This window comes from Arthrobacter sp. TJ-238 (genome assembly GCF_058269215.1).
Window position 1 is genome coordinate 644,034 of sequence record NZ_JBZCNH010000001.1, and the last position, 17,948, is coordinate 661,981.

Below are 17,948 nucleotides of genomic sequence, written 5' to 3' on the forward strand. Positions count from 1 at the left end.
GGGCCCGCCGTGACGTCTACTGGGGACACCACCATCGACGGGAGCCCCGATGCGCAGACTCACAGCAGGCCTTTTCTCCTCCGTGGACGGAGTGGTCGAATCCCCCCATCTCTGGCAGTTCGACAGCTTCGATGCGGAGCTCGGGGCCGGCATGGGTGCCATGATCAGCAGGGTGGACACCGTGCTCCTCGGCCGTCACGGCTACGAGGAGTGGGCGGACTACTGGCCCCGGGCCGAGGCCACCGATCCCTTCGGTGCGTTCATCAACCCGGTCGAGAAGTTCGTGGCCTCCCGTACGCTGTCGGGTGAGCTCGGCTGGACGAAAGCCTCACTCATGGACCGCCCGCTCGAGGACTTCGTGCGGGCGCTGAAGCAAACCGACGGCGGCGACATCGCCGTCTGTGCCAGCATCTCGCTGGTCCGCCAACTCCTGTTCGCCGGACTCCTCGACTCACTGATGCTGATGATCCATCCGGTGGTGGCCGGCGCCGGCCGCCACCTGTTCGAGCCGACCGATCCCGTCACGAGACTGGAGTTGCAGGAGCTGACGACGACGAGCAAGGGCAACGTCCTCGCGTCCTACGCCCTCCGTCCCGAGACCTCTGGGGAGTAATCATGTCCTTCCAGGCATATCTCGACGCCATCGAGGCGAAGACGGGACTCACCCCGCGGCAGCTCCTCGAGCAGGCGGACGACCGGGGCTTCCGCGGTCCCGGCGCGACGGCGGGTGGGATCGTCGCATGGCTGAAGGAGGAGCACGGCCTCGGTCGGGGACACGCCATGGCACTCGTCCACGTCATCAGGAACGGACCGGCCATCAGCGGGAAGCACGTGGGGAGCGGCGGCACCCATGCGGACGTATCGACGGAGCTGTGGCTCGACGGGGTGGCGACGAAGCCTGCTCCGTGACGGACGGCCACGGCCCGACCCTAGACTGCTGCCCATGGCAGTGCTCATCGATCCTCCGTCCTGGCCCGCCCATGGGACGGTCTTTTCGCACCTGGTGTCGACGTCGTCGCTCCGGGAACTCCATGCCTTCGCCGAGGCTGCCGGTATCCCGCGGCGAGCGTTCGACGAGGACCACTACGACGTGCCGGCGCGCCGGTACCGCGAGCTGGTCGACCGCGGAGCCGAGGAGGTCAGCGGCACCGACCTGGTGCGGGCGCTGATCGCGAGTGGACTGCGGATACCCGCGCGACGGCGGGGCCCGAAACTCCGCGCGGCACTGGCCACGCGCTGGGCGACGGTGCTCCCGCAGGATTCGGCCCTGGGGGAGGAGCTCCTCGACAGATGGGGGGAACAGCACCGGAGATACCATACGCCGACACACCTCCTCGCCGTCCTCGAGGCACTCGATGTCCTGCTCGATCCTCCGGACGGTGCCCTGCGGCGCCCGCTGCTGCTCGCCGCGTGGTTCCACGACGCCGTGTACCAGGGGGTGGCGGGCGACGACGAACGGGCCTCGGCGGGTCTCGCCGTGAAGCGCCTGGCGGGGGTGATCCCTTCGTCGGAGGTGCGAGAGGTCGAGCGGCTCGTCCTGCTGACGATCGACCACGATCCGGTGGAGGGTGACCGCGCGGGGCAGCTCCTGTGCGACGCGGATCTGGCGGTGCTGGGTGGATCGGAGTCCGAGTACCAGCGGTATGCCGCCGCCGTCCGAGACGAGTACGCACATATTCCCGATGCGGCATTCATCGAGGGACGGCGGTCGGTCCTGACGCAGCTGATCGCCCTCGATCCACTGTTCCGGACGACGACGGGCAGGCAGCGCTGGGGTGACCGCGCGCTGCGGAACCTGCAGCACGAACTCGACCTCCTGGGCTGATGTCTGTCGGTCGGCGGGAAGTCGTGTCCCGCGCGGCGGTGGCTCAGCGGTCCGGCAGCTCGACCAGGCCGTTCCGGAAACCCCAGAGCACCGCCTGCAGGCGATCCCGGGATGCCGTCTTCTGCAGCAGCCCCGCGAGGTGGTATTTCACCGTGGTCTGCTCGACGAAGAGGTGTGCGGCCATCTCCGCGGTGGAGCGGCCTTCTGCCAGTAGGTGGAGGACATCGAGCTCGCGTGCGGTGAGGGGTGTGGGAAGGGGTGCGGCGAGCCGCCCGTCCGGGGACGCCGGGGACGCCGGGGATGCGTGAGGTGCCGGCGGCGTAGCCTGCCGTCGGTTCCCGAACTCCCGCAGGATCCGTCGCGTCAGCCGCTGGTCGAGCGTCCCGTCCCCGCGGGCGACGGAACGCACGGCGTCGAGCAGCGTCCCCTCGTCCGCACCCTTGAGCAGGAACCCGGCGGCGCCCGCCTCGAGCGCCGAGAAGATGTCGTCGTCGATGTCGAAGGTCGTGAGGATCAGGACTCCGCTGTGCAGGGAGTCGTCCGCCGTGATGGCTCCCGTGGCGGTGATGCCGTCCATGCCCGGCATCCGGATGTCCATGCAGACGACGTCGGGTCGGAGCGACCTGGTCAGGCGGACGGCCTCCTCACCGTTCGCGGATTCGCCGACCACCGTGATGTCCTCCGCCGCACCGAGCAGGATGGACAGTCCGGTGCGGACGATGACCTGGTCGTCCGCGACGACGACCCGGATCACGATCGTCCCCTGCCCGGGTGCGGGATGCGGAGCCGGTTCCGCCAGCCGCCCCCGGCGGTGGGACCGGTCTCGAGGTCGGCCCCGATCAGATCGGCACGCTCGTTCATCCCGACGAGCCCGTAGCCCTGTCCTCCCGGCCTCCTCTCCGCCGCATGCGCAGGAGGACCGGACGCCGGTGCGTTCTTCACGATGACCACCAGCTCGTCCGGTCGGTACTCGATGGACACGGTGCAGTCGGCGTCCGGTGCATGGCGTGCAGCGTTCGTCAGGGATTCCTGCACCGTCCTGTAGATGGAGGCCTCCGCTACGGGTCCGACGCGGTACGGGTCCCCGGTGACGCTGAAGGAGACGCGCTGACCTCGTCCGGCTGCCGCGTCGAGGAGGGACGGCAGATCACCCAGTCCCGGGATGCCGACGGTCGTGCGTCCGCCGCCGTCCTTCGGGTTCTCGTCCGGCCGCAGCAGGCCCACGGTCCCCCGGAGATCCGCCATGGTCGCTCGGGCCTCGTCCTCCAGCTCGCGGAGCATCGTGCGGCTCCGTTCGGGATCGGACGCGATCAGGGCTCCGGCCGCCTGGGCGCTCACGATGATGCCGGACAGGTGGTGACCGGCGATGTCGTGGAGTTCGCGGGCGAGTGCCGTGCGCTCCGCCCGCCGGTCCTGCTCCATCAGGTAGGAGCGCTCGCGTTCGGTGAACTGCTCGCGCTCGCGCGCCGCGTCCCGGAGCTGCGACCGTCCGCGGCTGAACTCCGCGGCCAGGGCGGGCACCAGGTACTCGAAGACCACCCGCGCGGCGATCAGGCCGAGCACCGCCGGGACGGGCAGGTGGCCGGCGAGGAGTGCCGCGATCATCGCGACGGCGCTGCTGAGGACGGCCATCGCCACGAGCACCCGGAACGCCGGCGGCCGGGCCGCCCGACGGACCAGGTGGAAGGCGGCGAGCATCAGGGCCAGGCTGCCGATACCGAGTTCGGCGGCGCTGGAGGCGAGCAGCACCGAGTGCAGCAGGACGACGGCGACGAAGGCCGGCACCGGCGCCGTCCAGCGGTACAGCAGCGCGACTGCCTGCCCGGCGACGAGCACGGCCTGCAGGACGGTGAGGAGCAGGCCCTGGGCCGGCTCCAGGATTCCGGCGGCCCCCGCGACGAGATGAAGGACCGCTGCGAGGAGGACCACCAGCGGGAACACCGGATTCCGCCGTGGCGCGCTCTGTCCGCCGTCCCTGATCATCCGCACGGAACGAGTCAACCACGGACGCACCGGCGCGGTCTGCGCGCCGGTGCGTCCGTGGTCCTTCCCGGTCCTCACCCGGCCTGCAGGATCACGTCGAGGGCGTCGACGACGATCTTGTACCGGGCCAGGAGCGTGGCTTCGTCGGTAGGGTCGACGATCGCCCAGGGCAGGGCGGTCACCGCGATGGTGACGGCGGTCCCGTCGGGGCCGACGGCGTTGCGGGTCTGGGTGCCCGGGATGTCCCCACCGTGTCCCCAGGCCGTGCCGCCGCCGGTCAGCGGGTAGGACTGCAGGCCGAGCCCGTAGGTGGCCTCGGGCCACAGCTCGTCCCCCGCCGGCACGGTGGCCTGCATCTCGGCGAGGCTCGCCCGGTCCACGAGGTTACCGGCGAGGAGTGCCTTCATGAAGGTGTTGAGCTCGCTCGGGGTGGAGACCATGGCGCCGGCGGCCCAGGCGAACGCCGGGTCCATGGTGGTGATGTCCTTCAGCTCGCCGACGGCGTCGACGTGGTAGCCGAGGGGATGTGTGCCGCGCAGCTGCTGCTCGCCCGGGACGGGCAGGTAGGTGTTCACGAGCTGGAGCGGCTCGACGATGCGACGCTCGATCTCCTCGTACAGCGGGCGTTCGGTGAGGCGCTCGACGATCAGCCCGAGGACCAGGTAGTTGGTGTTGCTGTACTCCCACCGCGCGCCGGGGGCGAAGACCGCCGGCTTCCCGAGGGCGATGTCGAGCATGTCCCGCGGCGAGATGTAGGTGTGCTGCGCGCCGAAGGCATCCGCGGCGATCTGGTCGGCGTACTCGGGCAGCCCGCTGGTGTGCTGCAGCAGCTGACGGACGGTGATGTTTCCGCCGTCGATCCCCTCGCCCGACACGAGTCCCGGGAGATAGGTCCCGACGGGCTCGTCGAGCACGAGCACTCCCTCCTCGGCGAGCTGCAGGACGACGGTACTGACGAACATCTTCGTGTTGCTGGCGATGCGGACCTGCCCGTCGGCGGGGGCGGCTTCACCGGTGGCGAGGTTCCCGGTGCCGGCCGCAAGCGTGAGGGTGGTCCCGTCCGGTCTCGTGACCGCCGCGGAGGCGGACGGATACCCGGCGTCGACGAGCTTCTGCAGCTGCTCCTGCACGACGGCGGCGGCCGGGGCGGCCTGTCGCTCGGGCGCGGAGGCGCCGGCCGGGGCTGCCGCGGAGGCGCCGGCCGGGGCTGCCGCGGAGGCGCCGGCCGGGGTGGCTGCGGAGGCCTGCGCCGGTTCGAGGAAGCCGGGCTGGAGCAGGGTGGCCCCACTACCGGCCGTCAGGGCGGCGGCGAGGGCGACGGCGGCCCAGCGGGCCAGGGGGGAGCGCTCGGTGCGGGAGGTGATGGCGGGGGTGGTGGAGGGCGATGCAGGCATGGGGATCATATCTTTCCGGGTTCGGGTCGGTGGAAGGGAAGGGGGCAGCGGAGGGTCAGAGGTCCCGGCGACGAAGGGTGAGCGCCGAGAGTGCCACCGCGATCACGGCCAGGGCGGCGAGCGCCGCGAGGGCTGTGCCGGGTGCCTTGGCTGTGCCGGATCCGACGGCCGCCTGGGACAGGGACACCGGCAGCAGCTGTACCCAGACGGGCAGGGTTCCCGTGGTGAGCTGCACGATCGACATGAGCACCGGTTCGACCACCAGGGCGCCGAGCATCACGAGCACGGCGGCGAGCTGGTTGCGCAGGATCAGGCCGACGGCCAGCCCTACGAGGGTCAGGAGCGTGACGGCGAGTACTCCGCCGCCGAGGAGGCCGAGGACCTGCGGCAGGGGAGCGGTGAAGGCCGTGCTCCGGATGAGGAGGGTGGCGCCGAGGGTCAGGAGCGCCGCCGCTGCCAGGAGTACTCCCGTCACGGCGCCGGTGGCGGCTGCTGCGCCGGCCTTCGCGAGGACGATGCGGGACCTTCTCGGCTCGGCCAGTGCCGCACCCGTGATTCCCCCGTACCGGAAGTCACCGGTTCCGGCCAGGACGCCGAGCAGGACGACGGCGACGATCACGACGCCGATCGATCCCGTGCCCATCGATGCTCCGAACGGATTCAGGGCGGCCAGCTGGTTCTCCGCCAGCCCCAGGTCGATGACCGGGATTTCCGCCGTGACGTCCGCTCCGGCTGCTCCGTCCTCGCGCAGGGCGGGGAGCAGGAGGGTGAAGGCGAGTTGCGTCAGGACCAGACCCAGGGCGGCGATGAGGACCGCAACCCTGGTCGCGGTGTTCGTGGTCAGTTTCAGGATCTCAGCGCGCAGCATGGGGAGCCCTTTCGTCCGTGCCGGTCAGGGAGAGGTAGTACTGCTCGAGGTCGCCTCCGGAGCTCGCGAGGGCCTCGTCGAGGGAGAGGGCGGAGCGGACACGCCCGCCCGCGATGATCACGACGTCGTCGGCGATCCGGGCGACGTCGGAGAGCATGTGCGAGGACAGCAGGACGCTGCCGCCGCCGTCCGCGAAGGTGCGCAGGTACTGCTTCAGCCAGTGGATACCGGCGGGGTCGAGACCGTTGGCGGGTTCGTCGAGCACCAGGATCCGTGGCGCACCGAGGAGTGCGGTGGCGATCGCCACCCGCTGGCGCATGCCGAGGGAGTAGTCGCGGATCGTGCGTCCGGCGTCGGCCGCCAGGTCCACGGTCTCGAGCACCTCGTCCACGCGCCGGGCGGCGAACCGGCCCTGGGCCGCGCCGATGCGCAGATGTTCGCGGGCAGTCCGGCCCGGGTGGAGGCCGCCGGCATCCAGCACGGCGCCGACCTGCCGGAGGGGATCCGTCAGAGCACGGTAGGGCTTGCCGAGGACGAGCGCTTCGCCCGAGTCGGCGGCGACGAGGCCCAGGAGCATGCGGATGCTCGTCGTCTTGCCGGCGCCGTTCGGGCCGAGCAGGCCGACGATACGCCCGGCGCCGACGGTGAAGGTGACGTCCTCGACGCGCTGGACCCCGTGGAACGACTTCCGGAGGTGCCGCACGGCGAGGGGTGGGGGAGTGGGATTGTCCATGCCTCAAGCCTGTCCGTCGGGAGCTCCCGGCACCCCGGCCGCAGGGACAGTCTCCCGACTGTCCGAACGGACAGTCCGCTCCGTGGCACCGAGACTATGGACATCAGGAATATCCGATAGCTAAGGTATCCATATGCGGATGGCCCAGCTCAGCGAAGCGAGTTCCATCCCCGTCGCGACGATCAAGCTCTACCTCCGGGAGGGGCTTCTCTCCCCGGGGACGCGGACCAGTCCGAATCAGGCGCAGTACGGCCTGACCCACCTCCGCCGCCTGAAGCTGATCCAGGCGCTCGTCAAGCTCGGTCGGCTGAGTCTTGCCGCGGCCGGCGACGTCCTCGACGCCATCGACTCCGACCGCCCGCTGATCGAGACCTTCGGTGTCGCGCAGCGGGCCGCCACCCGGGTGGCCGACCGGACTGCGGTCCGGGATGCGGAGCTGGAGCGGGTCGACTCGCTCCTCGAGGACTGGCACGTCGACCCGAACGGCTGTGGACGCTACGACGCCGCCGCCGCACTCACCGCCCTCCAGGACTCCGGCCTGAACGCGACGGACGAATGGTACCGGCGGTACGCCGATGCGGCGCTCGCCGTCGCGGAGGCCGATCTCGACCTGGTGGACGCCCAGGAGGGGCGGAGCGCGAAAGCCGAGACGGTCGTCGTCGGCACCGTGCTCGGAGACGCGCTGTTCGCCGGCCTCCGCCGCGCGGCCCAGCAGCACGTCGCGTACACCCGGTACGCCGTAGGCGACGCAGGGGCCCCGCCCGCCCGCTGAAGTCCCGAGGAGGACTCATGCAGCACACCGTGAACGCCGCCCGCCTGCCCCTGGCCGCCGTGCCCTGGCACGGACCGCTCCTGCTCCTGGCCGCACTGATGGCCCTCACCGGTCTCGTGAGCCTGGCAGGTCTCGTCGCCGACCCCCGCGAGATCGTGGGGGCGCCCGCATGGGCCAAGCCCCTGAAGTTCTCGATCTCGTTCTTCCTCTACGCCCTGACGCTGTCCTGGCTGATCGGGCAGGTGCGCTCGAGGGTGCGCCTGGCGTGGTGGCTGGGGACGCTGGCGGCCGCGGCCGTCCTCGTCGAGATGGTCATCGTCGTCGGCGCCGTCCTCGCCGACACCACGAGCCACTTCAACGTCGCCACTCCACTGAGCACGGTGCTGTGGCAAGTCATGGCGATCTCGATCGTCGTGCTCTGGCTGGCCTCGCTGATCGTGGGCGTCCTCCTGTTCCGGGTGAAGGGCGCCGACCCGGCGCGCTCCACCGCCGTGCGGGCCGGTGTGGTCATCGGCCTGGCCGGCATGGCCCTCGGGTTCCTGATGACCACCCCGACGGCCGCGCAACTGGGGAACTGGCAGGGCGTCTCCGGGGCACACACGGTCGGGGCGGCCGATGGCGGTGCCGGCCTGTTCCTCCTCGGCTGGAGCACCGTGGCGGGGGACCTCCGCGTGCCGCACTTCGTCGGCATGCACGCCCTGCAGCTGTTGCCGATCAGCGCCGTCCTGATCGAGCTGGCGGCACGTCGTGTGTCCGCCCTGAAGGATCCCTCGGTGCGGCGGCGGGTCGTCCGGGTGCTCGCCGCGCTCTACACCGCCGTCGTCGCGGTCCTCACGCTGCAGGCCCTCGCCGGACAGTCCGTGGTGGATCCGAGCCCGGACGTCGTGCTGGGCTCTTCTGCCCTGCTGCTCCTGGCGGCCCTGTCGATCGCGGTGATCCTGGCGCGGGGACGGGACCGGGGCACCGGCCCATTCGAACCCGCCGCCCTGCCGGCGGCCGGCGGTGCGGCATGACCGCCGGCACCCGGCAGCCGCTGCCGGCCCGCACCCTCGCCGTCGTCGTGGCCTACGCGGTGCTGTCCGGCGCCGGGCTGCTCGGCACCTGGTACTTCAACCTCGCGTACCGGGGCACCGACGGCACCTACCTCGAGGCGTGGTTCGCCAACCCGGCGAGTTCCTCCGCGGCCGTGGACGTCATCGTGGCCGCGCTCGCGGCCTGCATCTTCTACGGTGTCGAGGGGCGTCGGCTCGGGTGGCGCCGGCGATGGCTGCTGTTCATCCCGCTCACCTTCGTGGTGGCACTCGCCTTCGCACTGCCGCTGTTCCTCATGCTGCGGGAGCTGCAGCTCGCCCGCACGGCACCGGACGGACGCCCCGCCCCGCCAGGAAGGACGGGCCATGGGATCCATCGATGACGCACTCGCCGGGCTCCAGGACCCGGACCGGGCGTGCCTCCGGCACCTCGAGATCGCGGGGCGGTAGCGGACGTACCCGGCATGCGGCCCGCGCCCGTCACGGTTCGGCGCCTATTCGCGCCGGGCGTGGCGACGGCGCGAGGAGGGGCCGATCATGGGTGCATGACATGGCCGGCCCGTCTCGGCGTCGCGGCGCTCACCGCGATCCTGCTTTCAGCGTGCGCAACGCCGGGGGATTCCCCGGGGACGGGCGGGGACGGGTTCGGCGCGGCCGACCCCGCGGCCTCGGGTGCGATCGCCGCTCCGGCGGCGGACGGCGAGGTGATCGGCCAGGGCACCGTACTGCAGGGCGGGGACGCGCCTCCCGCGTTCTGCCTCGGCGGCGTCATGGAATCCTACCCACCCCAGTGCAGCGGTCCGCCCGTCCTGAACTGGGACTGGGACCTCGCCGGCGGGTTCGAGTCAGCGTCCGGTGTGACGTGGGGTGCCTACGCGGTGACCGGGACCTGGGACGGCACCGCCTTCACGAGGACGGGGGTGCCCATCCCGCTCTCGCTCTACGACGCCCCGCCGTTCGACGACCCGCTCGCCGGGAGGCAGGGCATCACAGCTCGGCACGAGCTCGAGCGCATCCAGCGGGCGGTCTTCGCGGGCCATGAAGGCTACGTACTCACGGCCGGGACGGAGCGCGGCTTCGTCGTCGTCACCGTCGTGTACGACGACGGCACGTTCCAGGCACGGATGGACGCGGAGTACGGCGCCGATGTCGTCGTCGTGCTGTCCGCGCTGCGGGCCTACGGTTGATCGGAGGGGACCGTCCCGGGGGCGGGACGCGCGACGAAGGGACCGCATGGTGCAGATCATCCTCTGTGACTCCGAGGAGCAGGTGGGACGGCGGGCCGCAGACCTGGTCGAGGCGCGCGTGCGGCTGGGCCCGGCCGTCCTCGGGCTCGCCACGGGCGGCTCGCCGGCATCCACCTACGCCGAGCTCATCCGGAGGCACCGGGAGGAGGGCCTCCGGTTCGGCGATGTCACAGCCTTCACCCTCGACGAGTACGCGGGCCTTCCCGCCCATCACCCGCAGTCCTACCACTCGACCATCCGCCGCGAGTTCACGGACCACGTGGACCTCCCGCCGGGTCGGCTGCACACGCCTCGCGGGGACGCGGAGGACCTCGCGGCGGAGGCGGTCCGGTACGACGCGTCCATCGCGGAGGCCGGCGGCATCGACGTCCAGCTCCTCGGCCTGGGGGCCAACGGGCATATCGGGTTCAACGAGCCGACGTCGTCCCTTCGCTCCCGCACGCGCGTCAAGACCCTGTCGGGCGCCACGCGCGCGGCGAACTCCCGCTTCTTCGAGGGCGACGGCGAGGAGGTGCCGAAGCTCTGCCTGACGCAGGGCCTCGGCACCATCTGCGAGTCCGGGCAGGCGGTGCTCGTGGCGCTCGGCGAGGCCAAGGCCTCCGCCGTGCAGGCCATGGTCGAGGGACCGGTCAGCGCCTTCTGCCCGGGGTCGGTGCTGCAGCTGCACCCGAGGGCAGCCGTCGTGCTGGACCCGGCGGCGGCAGGCCGGCTGACCCTGCTGGAGTACTACCGCGAGGCCCAGGCACTGCAGGACGAACTGCAGTGACGGCCCTTCCCTCGGCTTCCGGTGCCGATGATTCCAGAACTCGCGCGTCGTCAGAAGAGTGGCAGCAGGAGGACCGAAGTGAGGATCGACGTGAGGACCGGACGATGACGGATGACTGGCACGCGGTGCACCAGGAGCGGCGGGCGCTCGCCGAGGACCTCGAGGCTCTGACGGACCGGCAGTGGGCCACCCCGTCGTTGTGCGAGGGATGGGACGTCCACGACGTCGTCGCGCACCTGGCCGGTTCCGCGGCGACCACCCGAAGGGGTTTCTGGATCTCGCTCCTGCGGTCCCGCTTCGACTTCGACCGGGCGAACGCGCGGGAGGTGGCGGCGTATCGGGCGGGCACACCCGCCGAGACACTGGAGCGGTTCCGGGCAACGATCACCAGCACGACGACGCCGCCCGGCCCCTTCGTCGCACGCCTTCTCGAGATCGTCGTCCACGGCGAGGACATCCGGCAGCCCCTCGGCCTGCCGCGCCCACCCCTGCCGCCCGGCGCGCAGGGCGCGCTGGAGTACCTGGCGCGGGATGCGCTCTCGGGTGGCAGAAGACGCCTGGCGGGTCTGGAACTCGTGGCCACCGATACCGGAGCCAGGGTCGGGTCGGGCGAGCGGGTGGAAGGACCGGCACTCGGCCTGCTGGTCGCGGGCTCGGGACGGCCCGCAGGCTTGCAGGGGCTCAGCGGACCCGGCGTTCCGCTCCTGGCGGCGAGACTGGGCGTCCCGGTCAGTTGAGCGCTGCCGTCACGCCTTCCCGATCACCACGGTCGCGCCGATGTCCTTCCGGCTCCTCGACCAGGCCCGGAACCCGGCGCCGGCGAGGAGGCGGACGCTGTCCGTCGCCTGGTCCTCGCCCACCTCGAACAGCAGGTGCCCGCCCGGTGCCAGCCATCCGCGGGCCTGCCCCGCGACCCGCCGCTGCAGCTCCAGCCCGTCGTCCCCACCGTCGAGGCTGACCAGGGGCTCGTGCTCCCGCGCCTCGGGCGGCAGGGTGCCCAGGCGCGACGACGGCACGTAGGGCGTGTTGCAGAGCAGCGTCGTGACCGTGCCGCGCAAGGCGGCGGGCAGCGGCTCGAAGAGGTCCCCCACGTAGAGCTCCGCGTGCAGGGCGGCGAGATTGCGCCGGGCGAGCCCGACGGCGGTGCCCGAGATGTCCGAGGCGTGGAGCTCCACGTGCTGCACCGTGTGGGCGAGCGCGGCACCGAGGGCCCCGCACCCGCAGCAGAGGTCGAGGACCGTGGCGCCCGCCGGCGTCAGGTCTGCCGCGCATTCGACGAGGAAGGCGGACCGCTGGCGGGGCACGAAGACCCCCGGCCCCACCGCCAGGCGCAGCCCGCAGAAGTCCACCCAGCCCAGCACGTGCTCGAGCGGCACGCCCGCCACCCGCTGGTCGACCATCGCGGCGAGGACGTCGGCGGGCGCTCCGGTCCCCACCAGCAGCCGGGACTCGTCCTCCGCGAACACGCAGCCGGCAGCACGCAGCCGCGCCGTCAGCTCCGCCTCGGGGGGGCGGAGGAGCGCGGCAGTGGAGGGCGTGTGGTGCGGCATGGAACGGCCCGTCGTCGAAGGCGGCCTGGCAGCACGACGATACCCGCGATGCCACCCACCCGTGGCGCGGTCAGCGCTCCGCGAGCACCTCGCGGGCGGAGGTCCAGGTGCGGGACCCGTACCTGTCGTTGTCCAGCAAGGAGAATGCGCCGTCCCCGCTGAACATGTTGCCGAAGTACTGCATGCCCTGCCAGGCCGGGTACAGGTCCTCCGAGGCCCCGGAGAAGGCCTGCCCTGCGCGGGCCATGAGGCGCAGGGAGCCGATGCTCCCGGCGTAGAGCAGGCGGTAGGGCTCGCCGCTGATGTCGGTCATGATCGCGGCCAGGTCCCGCGAGGAGACGGTGTCCCCGGCGATGCGGAGGAACCTCGGCGCGTCCGGGTCGAGGGCGGCGCGCGCGGTGTAGGCCGCGACGTCGTCCTTGGTGGTGAAGGCCATGGGCTGGTCCGCGTCGTGCCAGTAGAGGACCTTCCTCCGCCCGAAGAGGACCAGGGGTGCCACTCCCGTCAGCATGTCCGCGAAGGCGCCGTTGAGCACGGAGGTGGCGCGGATCGGGGCGGCGTCGAGGATGGTGCGGAAGTCCCTCCGGAGCTGGAGGTTCCGGTTCGACCGGTCCTTGATGGTGGTGTGGTCGAGCGAGTAGTCCGATGGGATGAACCGCGGGACGCCCGCGGCCACCGCGGCCATCAGCAGCCGGGTCTGGCTGTCGAGGATGACGGGCGCGAGTCCGCTCAGTGCCGAGACGACGGCGTCGGCCCCGCCCATGGCGCTCTTCAGCTCCTCGGCGTCCGCGTAGTCCACCGGCAGGATCTTCGCCCCGAGGGAGCGCAGCGCGTCGGAGGCGCCGGGATCGCTCGCGGTCCTCGTGAGCACGCGCACCTCGACATCCTGGTCGAGCAGCGCGCGGGCGATGCGCCCGCCGAGATCCCCGGTGGCTCCTGCGATGACGATGGTCTGTGACATGGGACTTCCTTCGGAAGGGGCAGGAAAGGGCGGGTCGATCGGCACCGGAAGACCGGTCGTACGGGTTGGCGGACGCCTTCGGCATGCGTCTCGAGTGTGACACCGATCAGGCACCCGGCCGGACATCCCGGAGGGTTCCGAGCCCTTCGACGCCCACGCGATCGACCTCTCGCACGACGGACCCGCGGCCCGGCTGTCCGGGACTGGGATAGCCTGACGGGATGGAACGCGTCGCCGTGATCTCGGACCTCCACGGGAACACCACCGCCTTCACCGCGGTGCTGGAGGACCTCCGGAGTCGCGGCATCGCCACCGTCTACAACCTGGGCGACGTCGCGGGCAAGGGGCCGCGCGGCTCCGAGTGCGTCCGCCTGAGCCGCCTGCACTGTGCCGTCACCGTGCGCGGCAACTGGGACGATTTCCTGCCCAGCGAGACGCCGGAGTGGCGCGACGACGCCGGTTGGTGGTGGCACAACGAGCTGACACCGGAGGACCGCCGATGGCTGCAGACCCTCCCGCTGTCCCATGACATCTCGCTGAGCGGGCGGCGCATCCGCATGTTCCACGCCTCGGCGAAGAGCGTGTACCACCGCGTGCATGCCAGGCACACCGACGGCGAGTTCGACGGCATGTTCGCGGCCACGGAGCTGACGGGGGATGGGCCCGCACCGGATGTGGTCTGCTACGGCGACATCCACGACGCCTTCGTCTCCACCTACCGGAGCAGGACGCTCGTGAACGTGGGCAGCGTGGGCAACCCGCTCGATGAACCGCAGGCCTCGTACGTGATCCTGGAGGGAGAGCCCGACGGCGGCCGGTCGGATCCCTTCGGCATCCAGTTCGTGCGGGTCGCGTACGACGTCGAGGCGGAGATCGCCGCCGCGACGGAGCTCGGGATGCCGGCCCTCGAGGCCTACGCGATCGAACTGCGGACGGCCGTCTACCGGGGCCAGCACGCGCGGCTGGGACTGCTCGACCCCGCCCGGGGATAAGCGGGTGGTCGGGAGCCGGCTGCTTGACTCCCGACCAACGCCCCATGTCCGTGCAAGCACATCGATGTGGTCAACGTCAGTCCGCGGACAGGTCCGGGCCATTTGCTGCGTACACCCAGTGTGCGCCGCAGCCATCACCGGGAGGGGCCGGTACGCGGAGATCGCGCGCCTTGACAGCTTCTCGCCCCGCGGCGGGAGAAGCCCGGACTATTGGGTAATATTCTTTAGGTCGTTTAGCAGCAGGCGGCCATCACCTTCTCCTCGCAGCATCGCGCGTGCCCGCAGGGAGCGGATGCAAAGGTACATCTGTTGGTACATCACGTGAACGAAGGCGGCCAGCCCGTCCCGGCCCTGCTGCAGGACATGGTGCTCGACAGCGAGGACGTCGAGCAGTTCCTGACGAAACTGGTCACCATGGCCGGGCACACCCTGTCCGCGGAGGACGACGAGGTCCTGTGCGGCATCACCCTGCTGCGCGACCGGAGCAAGATCACCGTCGCCAGCAACAGCCCCGACGCCCAGAAGATGGACGAGGTCCAGTACGCGTTCAACGACGGCCCGTGCCTGCGTGCCGCCCGCCTGGGGATCGTCCACTACGTCAGCGACTTCGACACCGAGGAACGCTTCCCCGAATACAGCAGGGCCATCGCGAGCCATGGCATGAAATCGGCGCTCGGTGTCCCCATCCCCCTCGAGGGCGAGGCGAAGGCGGCCCTCAACTTCTATTCGCCGCTGGCCGGCGCCTTCACGGATCAGGCCATCGAGGCGGCGCAGCTGTTCGCCGAGGAGGTCGGGGCCTCGCTCCGGCTCGCCGTGCGGATCGCCGGCCTGACCCAGGCCCGGGCGGACATGCGGGCCGCCATGGAGAGCCGGACCACGATCGACCTCGCCGCCGGCGTGATCATGGGGCAGAACCGCTGCTCACAGGACACCGCGATGTCCATGCTCAAGGCGGCCTCCAGTGCCAGGAACATCAAGCTCCGCGACGTCGCGGCCTCGGTCCTGGAATCGCTCGGCCAGGGGCCGGCGAAGACGCACTTCGACTAGCGGGGGGCGTCAGCCCTGGGCCGCGGGCCGGTCGCTGAGCTCCACGTCCACCGTCCGCGTGTCCGAACCGCGCCGGATCTCGACGGCCACGGTCTCGCCTGGGTCGCGCTGACGCAGCGCCGCCAGGAGGTCCTCGGGTGCGGACAGCTCGTCGTCCTCGATGCTCGTGATGATGTCACCCGGCTGGATCCCGGCGTCGTCGGCCGGTCCGCCCTGCGACACCGACAGCACCACGACGCCCGTGGTGTCCTGCAGGTTCAGCTGCTCTGCGATCTGCGGGGTGATGGCGCCCGGCGCCAGGCCCATGAACGCGTGCTCGGCCGTGCCGTCCTCGCGCAGTTCCTCGGCCACTTCCGTGGCGGTCGGGGCGGGGATCGCGAAACCGAGGGACACGGCACCCTGCGCGGGCGGGATGTAGGCCTCGCTGATGCCGATGATCTCGCCGCGCCCGTTCACGACAGCACCGCCCGAGTTGCCCGGGCTGATGGCCGCGTCCGTCTGCAGGAGGTCCACGAGCGACTGGCTGGAGGATGCCGACCCCGGGATCTCCCGGTGCAGACCGGAGATGATGCCCGACGTCACGGTGCTCTCGAACCCGAGGGGCGAGCCGATGACGACGGCGAGCTCGCCGATGCGCGGCAGGCCGGACTGGAAGGTCGCGGCGGGCAGGTCGGTGCGGTCGGCGCGCACGAGCGCCAGATCGGAGACGGCGTCCGCGGCCTCCACCGTCCCCGACACGCGCTGCCCGTCGGCGAACGCCACCTCCACGTCCCCGTTGCCGCGGATCACATGCTCGTTGGTGAGGATGAGGCCGTCCTCGGTGTAGATGACGCCGCTGCCGAGCCCCTCCTCGGTGAAGATGGTGACCACGGACGGCTGTACGGCTTCGACGATGTCGGGGATGCTCATGTCGCCCTCATCGGTATCGGATCCGGACGACCCGGACGACGATGTCCCGTTCTCGCCCTGCACCTGCACCTGCGCGGGCGCGCTCGGCGCGGTGTCGGTGGCGTCGTCGGCCGTGCAGCCGGTGACCAGGAGCAGGAGCGCGACGCCCGTGATGGCGGCTGGCGACGACGGGGTGCGGGTGCGGAACATGGCTCGGTCCTCCTGGGATGGGCTGGGGCCCGGACGGCGACGCGACCGACGGCCGCTGGGGTCGCCGGCCACTACCGACTCTAGGAAGGTGCCGGCCCGGGTGACAAGCAGCAGTCGGGGATCCGGGGGACTGGACATGCGGAACGCGGCCGACGTCCGACCAGCTCGCAGATCATCGCCCTCGAGAAAGCACGGAAGGGCGAGCGGGAGCAGGCTGAAGGAGCCGCACTGGTGCGCTTCGCCATCGCAGTCACCGCCCCGGTCGAGAGTCGCGGTAGATTCTTCATACCGGTTGATCAGCAGCGACTAGTGAACCCGGCATACCTCGTCCGATGCCCCCTGCGTTGCACTCCGCCTGGTTCCGAGCTCTTAGCTATGACTGCTGCCGGCCGTCACTCACCAGGCACAGCTGCAGGTCTGGTGGAACGGGCTTCGGAGTACACGCAGGGCAGCATTGGAGGCGGACGAGTGAACGGCACCTGGGCGTATCAAGCGACGTCGATACCACTGCGGCTTGCGAGCACGGGCGCTGTAGTCACCTTGCCGCTGCTGGCACTGGACCAGGTCGGTGACGTTGCCCTCGGGGGTTTCCTCACCTCTGCGGCGTTGTTCCCCAGCATCATTGCAGCACCGGTCGTCGGGGCGTGGCTCGATCGGGCACGACGGCCACGGAACCTCCTTTTGGCGGCGTCCGCTGTCACAGCTGCGGCCTTCCTCGTCTCCGCCCAGCTCGGAAGGGTACCTCTGCCGCTGATCTTCATGGCTTTGCTCGCCGCGGGCCTCGCCACACCGATCTACATGGGCGGGCTGTCCAGTTTCGCCACCGACAACGTAAGTGAGCCCCGTCGCGCCTACGCGCAGGACTCCCTGTCCTACACGCTTGCCGCAATCGGAGGGCCGGCAGTAACCGCAGCCACTCTCTCGATCACCGGCTCCCCACGGATCGCGATGACCCTTTTGGCGATTCTGGCTCTCGTGGGCTGTGTCGCATCACTGAAAGTACGCATGGCGCCTCGCGAGCTTCGCCTGGAGAGCGCTGGCGCGTCCATTGCCCGTGGCCTCAAGTACATCGTTCAGCATCGTCCGATTGCGATCGTCACCCTTGCCGGAGCGTTGAGTCAGGTAGGGGCCGGGGCATTGAGCATCGCGGCGGTCGCGCTGGCTGCCGAACGGGCCGGAAATGAAGGTACGGCCGCCTGGATCGTTGCCGCGTTCGCCGGCGGCGGGCTCGCCGGCGCACTCTGGACCGTGGCTCGGCGACGCTCATCTCGCAGCGCACCATGGACCATGGGGGCCGGATTCGCTGCAACCGGACTATGTACCCTGATCGCCGCACCAGCCTTGCCGCTTGCTGTCGCTGTGATCGGGATCGGCCTGTCAGGCATCTTCACAGGACCATCGAACGCCGCCATGCTCCTGCTCAGGGACCAGGAAAGCATTCCGTCGGTGAGGTCACAGGTCTTCACCATGGGCGCTGGGCTACGGGCGACTGCCTCGGCCATAGGCGCAGCCCTGGCCGGCACTGCCTACGCGCTCGGAGCGACAGTCCTCGTCACCTCCATGGCCTGCATCTGGGTTATCGCTGGATCCCTCCTTCTTGCCTTCCCCCGAAAGGTCAGACAGCAGGCACAGCGCTGATGCCCAGTCCTTGCTCGTCCTGGGCACACTGAGGACCTGGCTA

General features: G+C 70.9%; 20 protein-coding genes. 12 read left to right on the forward strand and 8 right to left on the reverse strand.

Annotation, left to right across the window (positions count from 1 at the left end):
• The first annotated feature begins 49 nt into the window (after nt 1–49).
• The 3 genes from AC4D2O_RS03120 to AC4D2O_RS03130 are packed head-to-tail and all read left to right on the forward strand — an operon-like array spanning nt 50 to nt 1,825.
• Complete coding sequence (locus AC4D2O_RS03120; protein WP_490905117.1) at nt 50–613, forward strand: dihydrofolate reductase family protein; 564 nt, start codon at nt 50–52, stop codon at nt 611–613.
• Between the two features lie 2 nt (nt 614–615).
• Nucleotides 616–909, forward strand: coding sequence for a DUF4287 domain-containing protein (locus AC4D2O_RS03125; RefSeq protein ID WP_490905118.1), 294 nt, complete (start codon nt 616–618; stop codon nt 907–909).
• Between the two features lie 34 nt (nt 910–943).
• The gene (locus AC4D2O_RS03130; protein WP_490905119.1) at nt 944–1,825 is read left to right on the forward strand and encodes a DUF4031 domain-containing protein; all 882 of its coding nucleotides are present in this window, start codon (nt 944–946) and stop codon (nt 1,823–1,825) included.
• Between the two features lie 43 nt (nt 1,826–1,868).
• Here AC4D2O_RS03130 and AC4D2O_RS03135 read toward each other — a convergent pair whose 3' ends face one another.
• The 5 genes from AC4D2O_RS03135 to AC4D2O_RS03155 all read right to left on the reverse strand — a co-directional run bounded on the left by AC4D2O_RS03135 (nt 1,869) and on the right by AC4D2O_RS03155 (nt 6,803).
• On the reverse strand, nt 1,869–2,579 hold the full coding sequence (locus AC4D2O_RS03135; protein ID WP_490905120.1) for a response regulator transcription factor: 711 nt from the start codon (nt 2,577–2,579) through the stop codon (nt 1,869–1,871).
• Nucleotides 2,576–3,808, reverse strand: coding sequence for a sensor histidine kinase (locus AC4D2O_RS03140; protein ID WP_490905186.1), 1,233 nt, complete (start codon nt 3,806–3,808; stop codon nt 2,576–2,578). Before AC4D2O_RS03140 ends, AC4D2O_RS03135 begins: the two co-directional genes overlap by 4 nt.
• A gap of 74 nt (nt 3,809–3,882) precedes the next feature.
• Entirely contained in the window at nt 3,883–5,202 is a 1,320-nt protein-coding gene (locus AC4D2O_RS03145) for a serine hydrolase domain-containing protein (RefSeq protein ID WP_490905121.1), read from the reverse strand.
• A gap of 55 nt (nt 5,203–5,257) precedes the next feature.
• The gene (locus tag AC4D2O_RS03150; protein ID WP_490905122.1) at nt 5,258–6,070 is read right to left on the reverse strand and encodes a hypothetical protein; all 813 of its coding nucleotides are present in this window, start codon (nt 6,068–6,070) and stop codon (nt 5,258–5,260) included.
• Nucleotides 6,057–6,803, reverse strand: a complete 747-nt coding sequence (locus tag AC4D2O_RS03155; protein WP_490905123.1) for an ABC transporter ATP-binding protein — start codon at nt 6,801–6,803, stop codon at nt 6,057–6,059. The genes AC4D2O_RS03150 and AC4D2O_RS03155 overlap by 14 nt, the downstream gene beginning before the upstream one ends.
• Before the next feature lie 139 nt (nt 6,804–6,942).
• On the opposite strand from AC4D2O_RS03155, the gene AC4D2O_RS03160 reads away from it, so the two are divergent.
• From AC4D2O_RS03160 to AC4D2O_RS03185, 6 genes are all read left to right on the forward strand, one after another.
• The gene (locus AC4D2O_RS03160) at nt 6,943–7,575 is read left to right on the forward strand and encodes a MerR family transcriptional regulator (RefSeq protein ID WP_490905124.1); all 633 of its coding nucleotides are present in this window, start codon (nt 6,943–6,945) and stop codon (nt 7,573–7,575) included.
• Nucleotides 7,576–7,592: 17 nt separating this feature from the next.
• A complete protein-coding gene (locus AC4D2O_RS03165; protein WP_490905125.1) occupies nt 7,593–8,588 on the forward strand; it encodes a hypothetical protein in 996 nt (331 codons plus the stop codon).
• Entirely contained in the window at nt 8,585–8,989 is a 405-nt protein-coding gene (locus AC4D2O_RS03170; RefSeq protein WP_490905126.1) for a DUF2834 domain-containing protein, read from the forward strand. Before AC4D2O_RS03165 ends, AC4D2O_RS03170 begins: the two co-directional genes overlap by 4 nt.
• A 162-nt stretch (nt 8,990–9,151) precedes the next feature.
• The gene (locus AC4D2O_RS03175) at nt 9,152–9,793 is read left to right on the forward strand and encodes a hypothetical protein (RefSeq protein ID WP_490905127.1); all 642 of its coding nucleotides are present in this window, start codon (nt 9,152–9,154) and stop codon (nt 9,791–9,793) included.
• 49 nt (nt 9,794–9,842) lie between these two features.
• Complete coding sequence (gene nagB, locus AC4D2O_RS03180) at nt 9,843–10,619, forward strand: glucosamine-6-phosphate deaminase (RefSeq protein WP_490905187.1); 777 nt, start codon at nt 9,843–9,845, stop codon at nt 10,617–10,619.
• 104 nt (nt 10,620–10,723) lie between these two features.
• A complete protein-coding gene (locus AC4D2O_RS03185) occupies nt 10,724–11,356 on the forward strand; it encodes a maleylpyruvate isomerase family mycothiol-dependent enzyme (protein ID WP_490905128.1) in 633 nt (210 codons plus the stop codon).
• Nucleotides 11,357–11,365: 9 nt separating this feature from the next.
• Here the strand turns inward: AC4D2O_RS03185 and AC4D2O_RS03190 are convergent, their stop codons facing one another.
• Together AC4D2O_RS03190 and AC4D2O_RS03195 are read right to left on the reverse strand one after the other, a co-directional pair.
• Nucleotides 11,366–12,169, reverse strand: a complete 804-nt coding sequence (locus AC4D2O_RS03190) for a putative protein N(5)-glutamine methyltransferase (RefSeq protein ID WP_490905129.1) — start codon at nt 12,167–12,169, stop codon at nt 11,366–11,368.
• A gap of 70 nt (nt 12,170–12,239) precedes the next feature.
• Complete coding sequence (locus AC4D2O_RS03195; RefSeq protein WP_490905130.1) at nt 12,240–13,130, reverse strand: aromatic alcohol reductase; 891 nt, start codon at nt 13,128–13,130, stop codon at nt 12,240–12,242.
• Between the two features lie 221 nt (nt 13,131–13,351).
• On the opposite strand from AC4D2O_RS03195, the gene AC4D2O_RS03200 reads away from it, so the two are divergent.
• On the forward strand, nt 13,352–14,122 hold the full coding sequence (locus tag AC4D2O_RS03200) for a metallophosphoesterase family protein (RefSeq protein WP_490905131.1): 771 nt from the start codon (nt 13,352–13,354) through the stop codon (nt 14,120–14,122).
• Between the two features lie 321 nt (nt 14,123–14,443).
• Complete coding sequence (locus AC4D2O_RS03205; protein ID WP_490905132.1) at nt 14,444–15,169, forward strand: GAF and ANTAR domain-containing protein; 726 nt, start codon at nt 14,444–14,446, stop codon at nt 15,167–15,169.
• A gap of 9 nt (nt 15,170–15,178) precedes the next feature.
• Here AC4D2O_RS03205 and AC4D2O_RS03210 read toward each other — a convergent pair whose 3' ends face one another.
• Complete coding sequence (locus AC4D2O_RS03210) at nt 15,179–16,267, reverse strand: S1C family serine protease (RefSeq protein WP_490905133.1); 1,089 nt, start codon at nt 16,265–16,267, stop codon at nt 15,179–15,181.
• Between the two features lie 468 nt (nt 16,268–16,735).
• Here AC4D2O_RS03210 and AC4D2O_RS03215 point away from each other — a divergent pair, with 468 nt between their 5' ends.
• Nucleotides 16,736–17,905: an MFS transporter gene (locus tag AC4D2O_RS03215; protein ID WP_490905134.1), complete on the forward strand. Its 1,170-nt coding sequence runs from the start codon at nt 16,736–16,738 to the stop codon at nt 17,903–17,905.
• The last annotated feature ends 43 nt before the right edge of the window (nt 17,906–17,948 follow it).

Excerpts from the sequence above, each read along its gene's own strand:
- AC4D2O_RS03130 (WP_490905119.1), top strand. The coding sequence starts at position 944 with ATGGCAGTGCTCATCGATCCTCCGTCCTGGCCCGCCCATGGGACGGTC.
- AC4D2O_RS03125 (WP_490905118.1), top strand. The coding sequence starts at position 616 with ATGTCCTTCCAGGCATATCTCGACGCCATCGAGGCGAAGACGGGACTC.
- AC4D2O_RS03190 (WP_490905129.1), bottom strand. The coding sequence starts at position 12,169 with ATGCCGCACCACACGCCCTCCACTGCCGCGCTCCTCCGCCCCCCCGAG.
- AC4D2O_RS03155 (WP_490905123.1), bottom strand. The coding sequence starts at position 6,803 with ATGGACAATCCCACTCCCCCACCCCTCGCCGTGCGGCACCTCCGGAAG.
- AC4D2O_RS03150 (WP_490905122.1), bottom strand. The coding sequence starts at position 6,070 with ATGCTGCGCGCTGAGATCCTGAAACTGACCACGAACACCGCGACCAGG.
- AC4D2O_RS03195 (WP_490905130.1), bottom strand. The coding sequence starts at position 13,130 with ATGTCACAGACCATCGTCATCGCAGGAGCCACCGGGGATCTCGGCGGG.
- AC4D2O_RS03120 (WP_490905117.1), top strand. The coding sequence starts at position 50 with ATGCGCAGACTCACAGCAGGCCTTTTCTCCTCCGTGGACGGAGTGGTC.
- AC4D2O_RS03170 (WP_490905126.1), top strand. The coding sequence starts at position 8,585 with ATGACCGCCGGCACCCGGCAGCCGCTGCCGGCCCGCACCCTCGCCGTC.
- AC4D2O_RS03140 (WP_490905186.1), bottom strand. The coding sequence starts at position 3,808 with ATGATCAGGGACGGCGGACAGAGCGCGCCACGGCGGAATCCGGTGTTC.
- AC4D2O_RS03165 (WP_490905125.1), top strand. The coding sequence starts at position 7,593 with ATGCAGCACACCGTGAACGCCGCCCGCCTGCCCCTGGCCGCCGTGCCC.
- AC4D2O_RS03185 (WP_490905128.1), top strand. The coding sequence starts at position 10,724 with ATGACGGATGACTGGCACGCGGTGCACCAGGAGCGGCGGGCGCTCGCC.
- AC4D2O_RS03210 (WP_490905133.1), bottom strand. The coding sequence starts at position 16,267 with ATGTTCCGCACCCGCACCCCGTCGTCGCCAGCCGCCATCACGGGCGTC.
- AC4D2O_RS03200 (WP_490905131.1), top strand. The coding sequence starts at position 13,352 with ATGGAACGCGTCGCCGTGATCTCGGACCTCCACGGGAACACCACCGCC.
- AC4D2O_RS03175 (WP_490905127.1), top strand. The coding sequence starts at position 9,152 with ATGACATGGCCGGCCCGTCTCGGCGTCGCGGCGCTCACCGCGATCCTG.
- AC4D2O_RS03160 (WP_490905124.1), top strand. The coding sequence starts at position 6,943 with ATGGCCCAGCTCAGCGAAGCGAGTTCCATCCCCGTCGCGACGATCAAG.
- AC4D2O_RS03145 (WP_490905121.1), bottom strand. The coding sequence starts at position 5,202 with ATGCCTGCATCGCCCTCCACCACCCCCGCCATCACCTCCCGCACCGAG.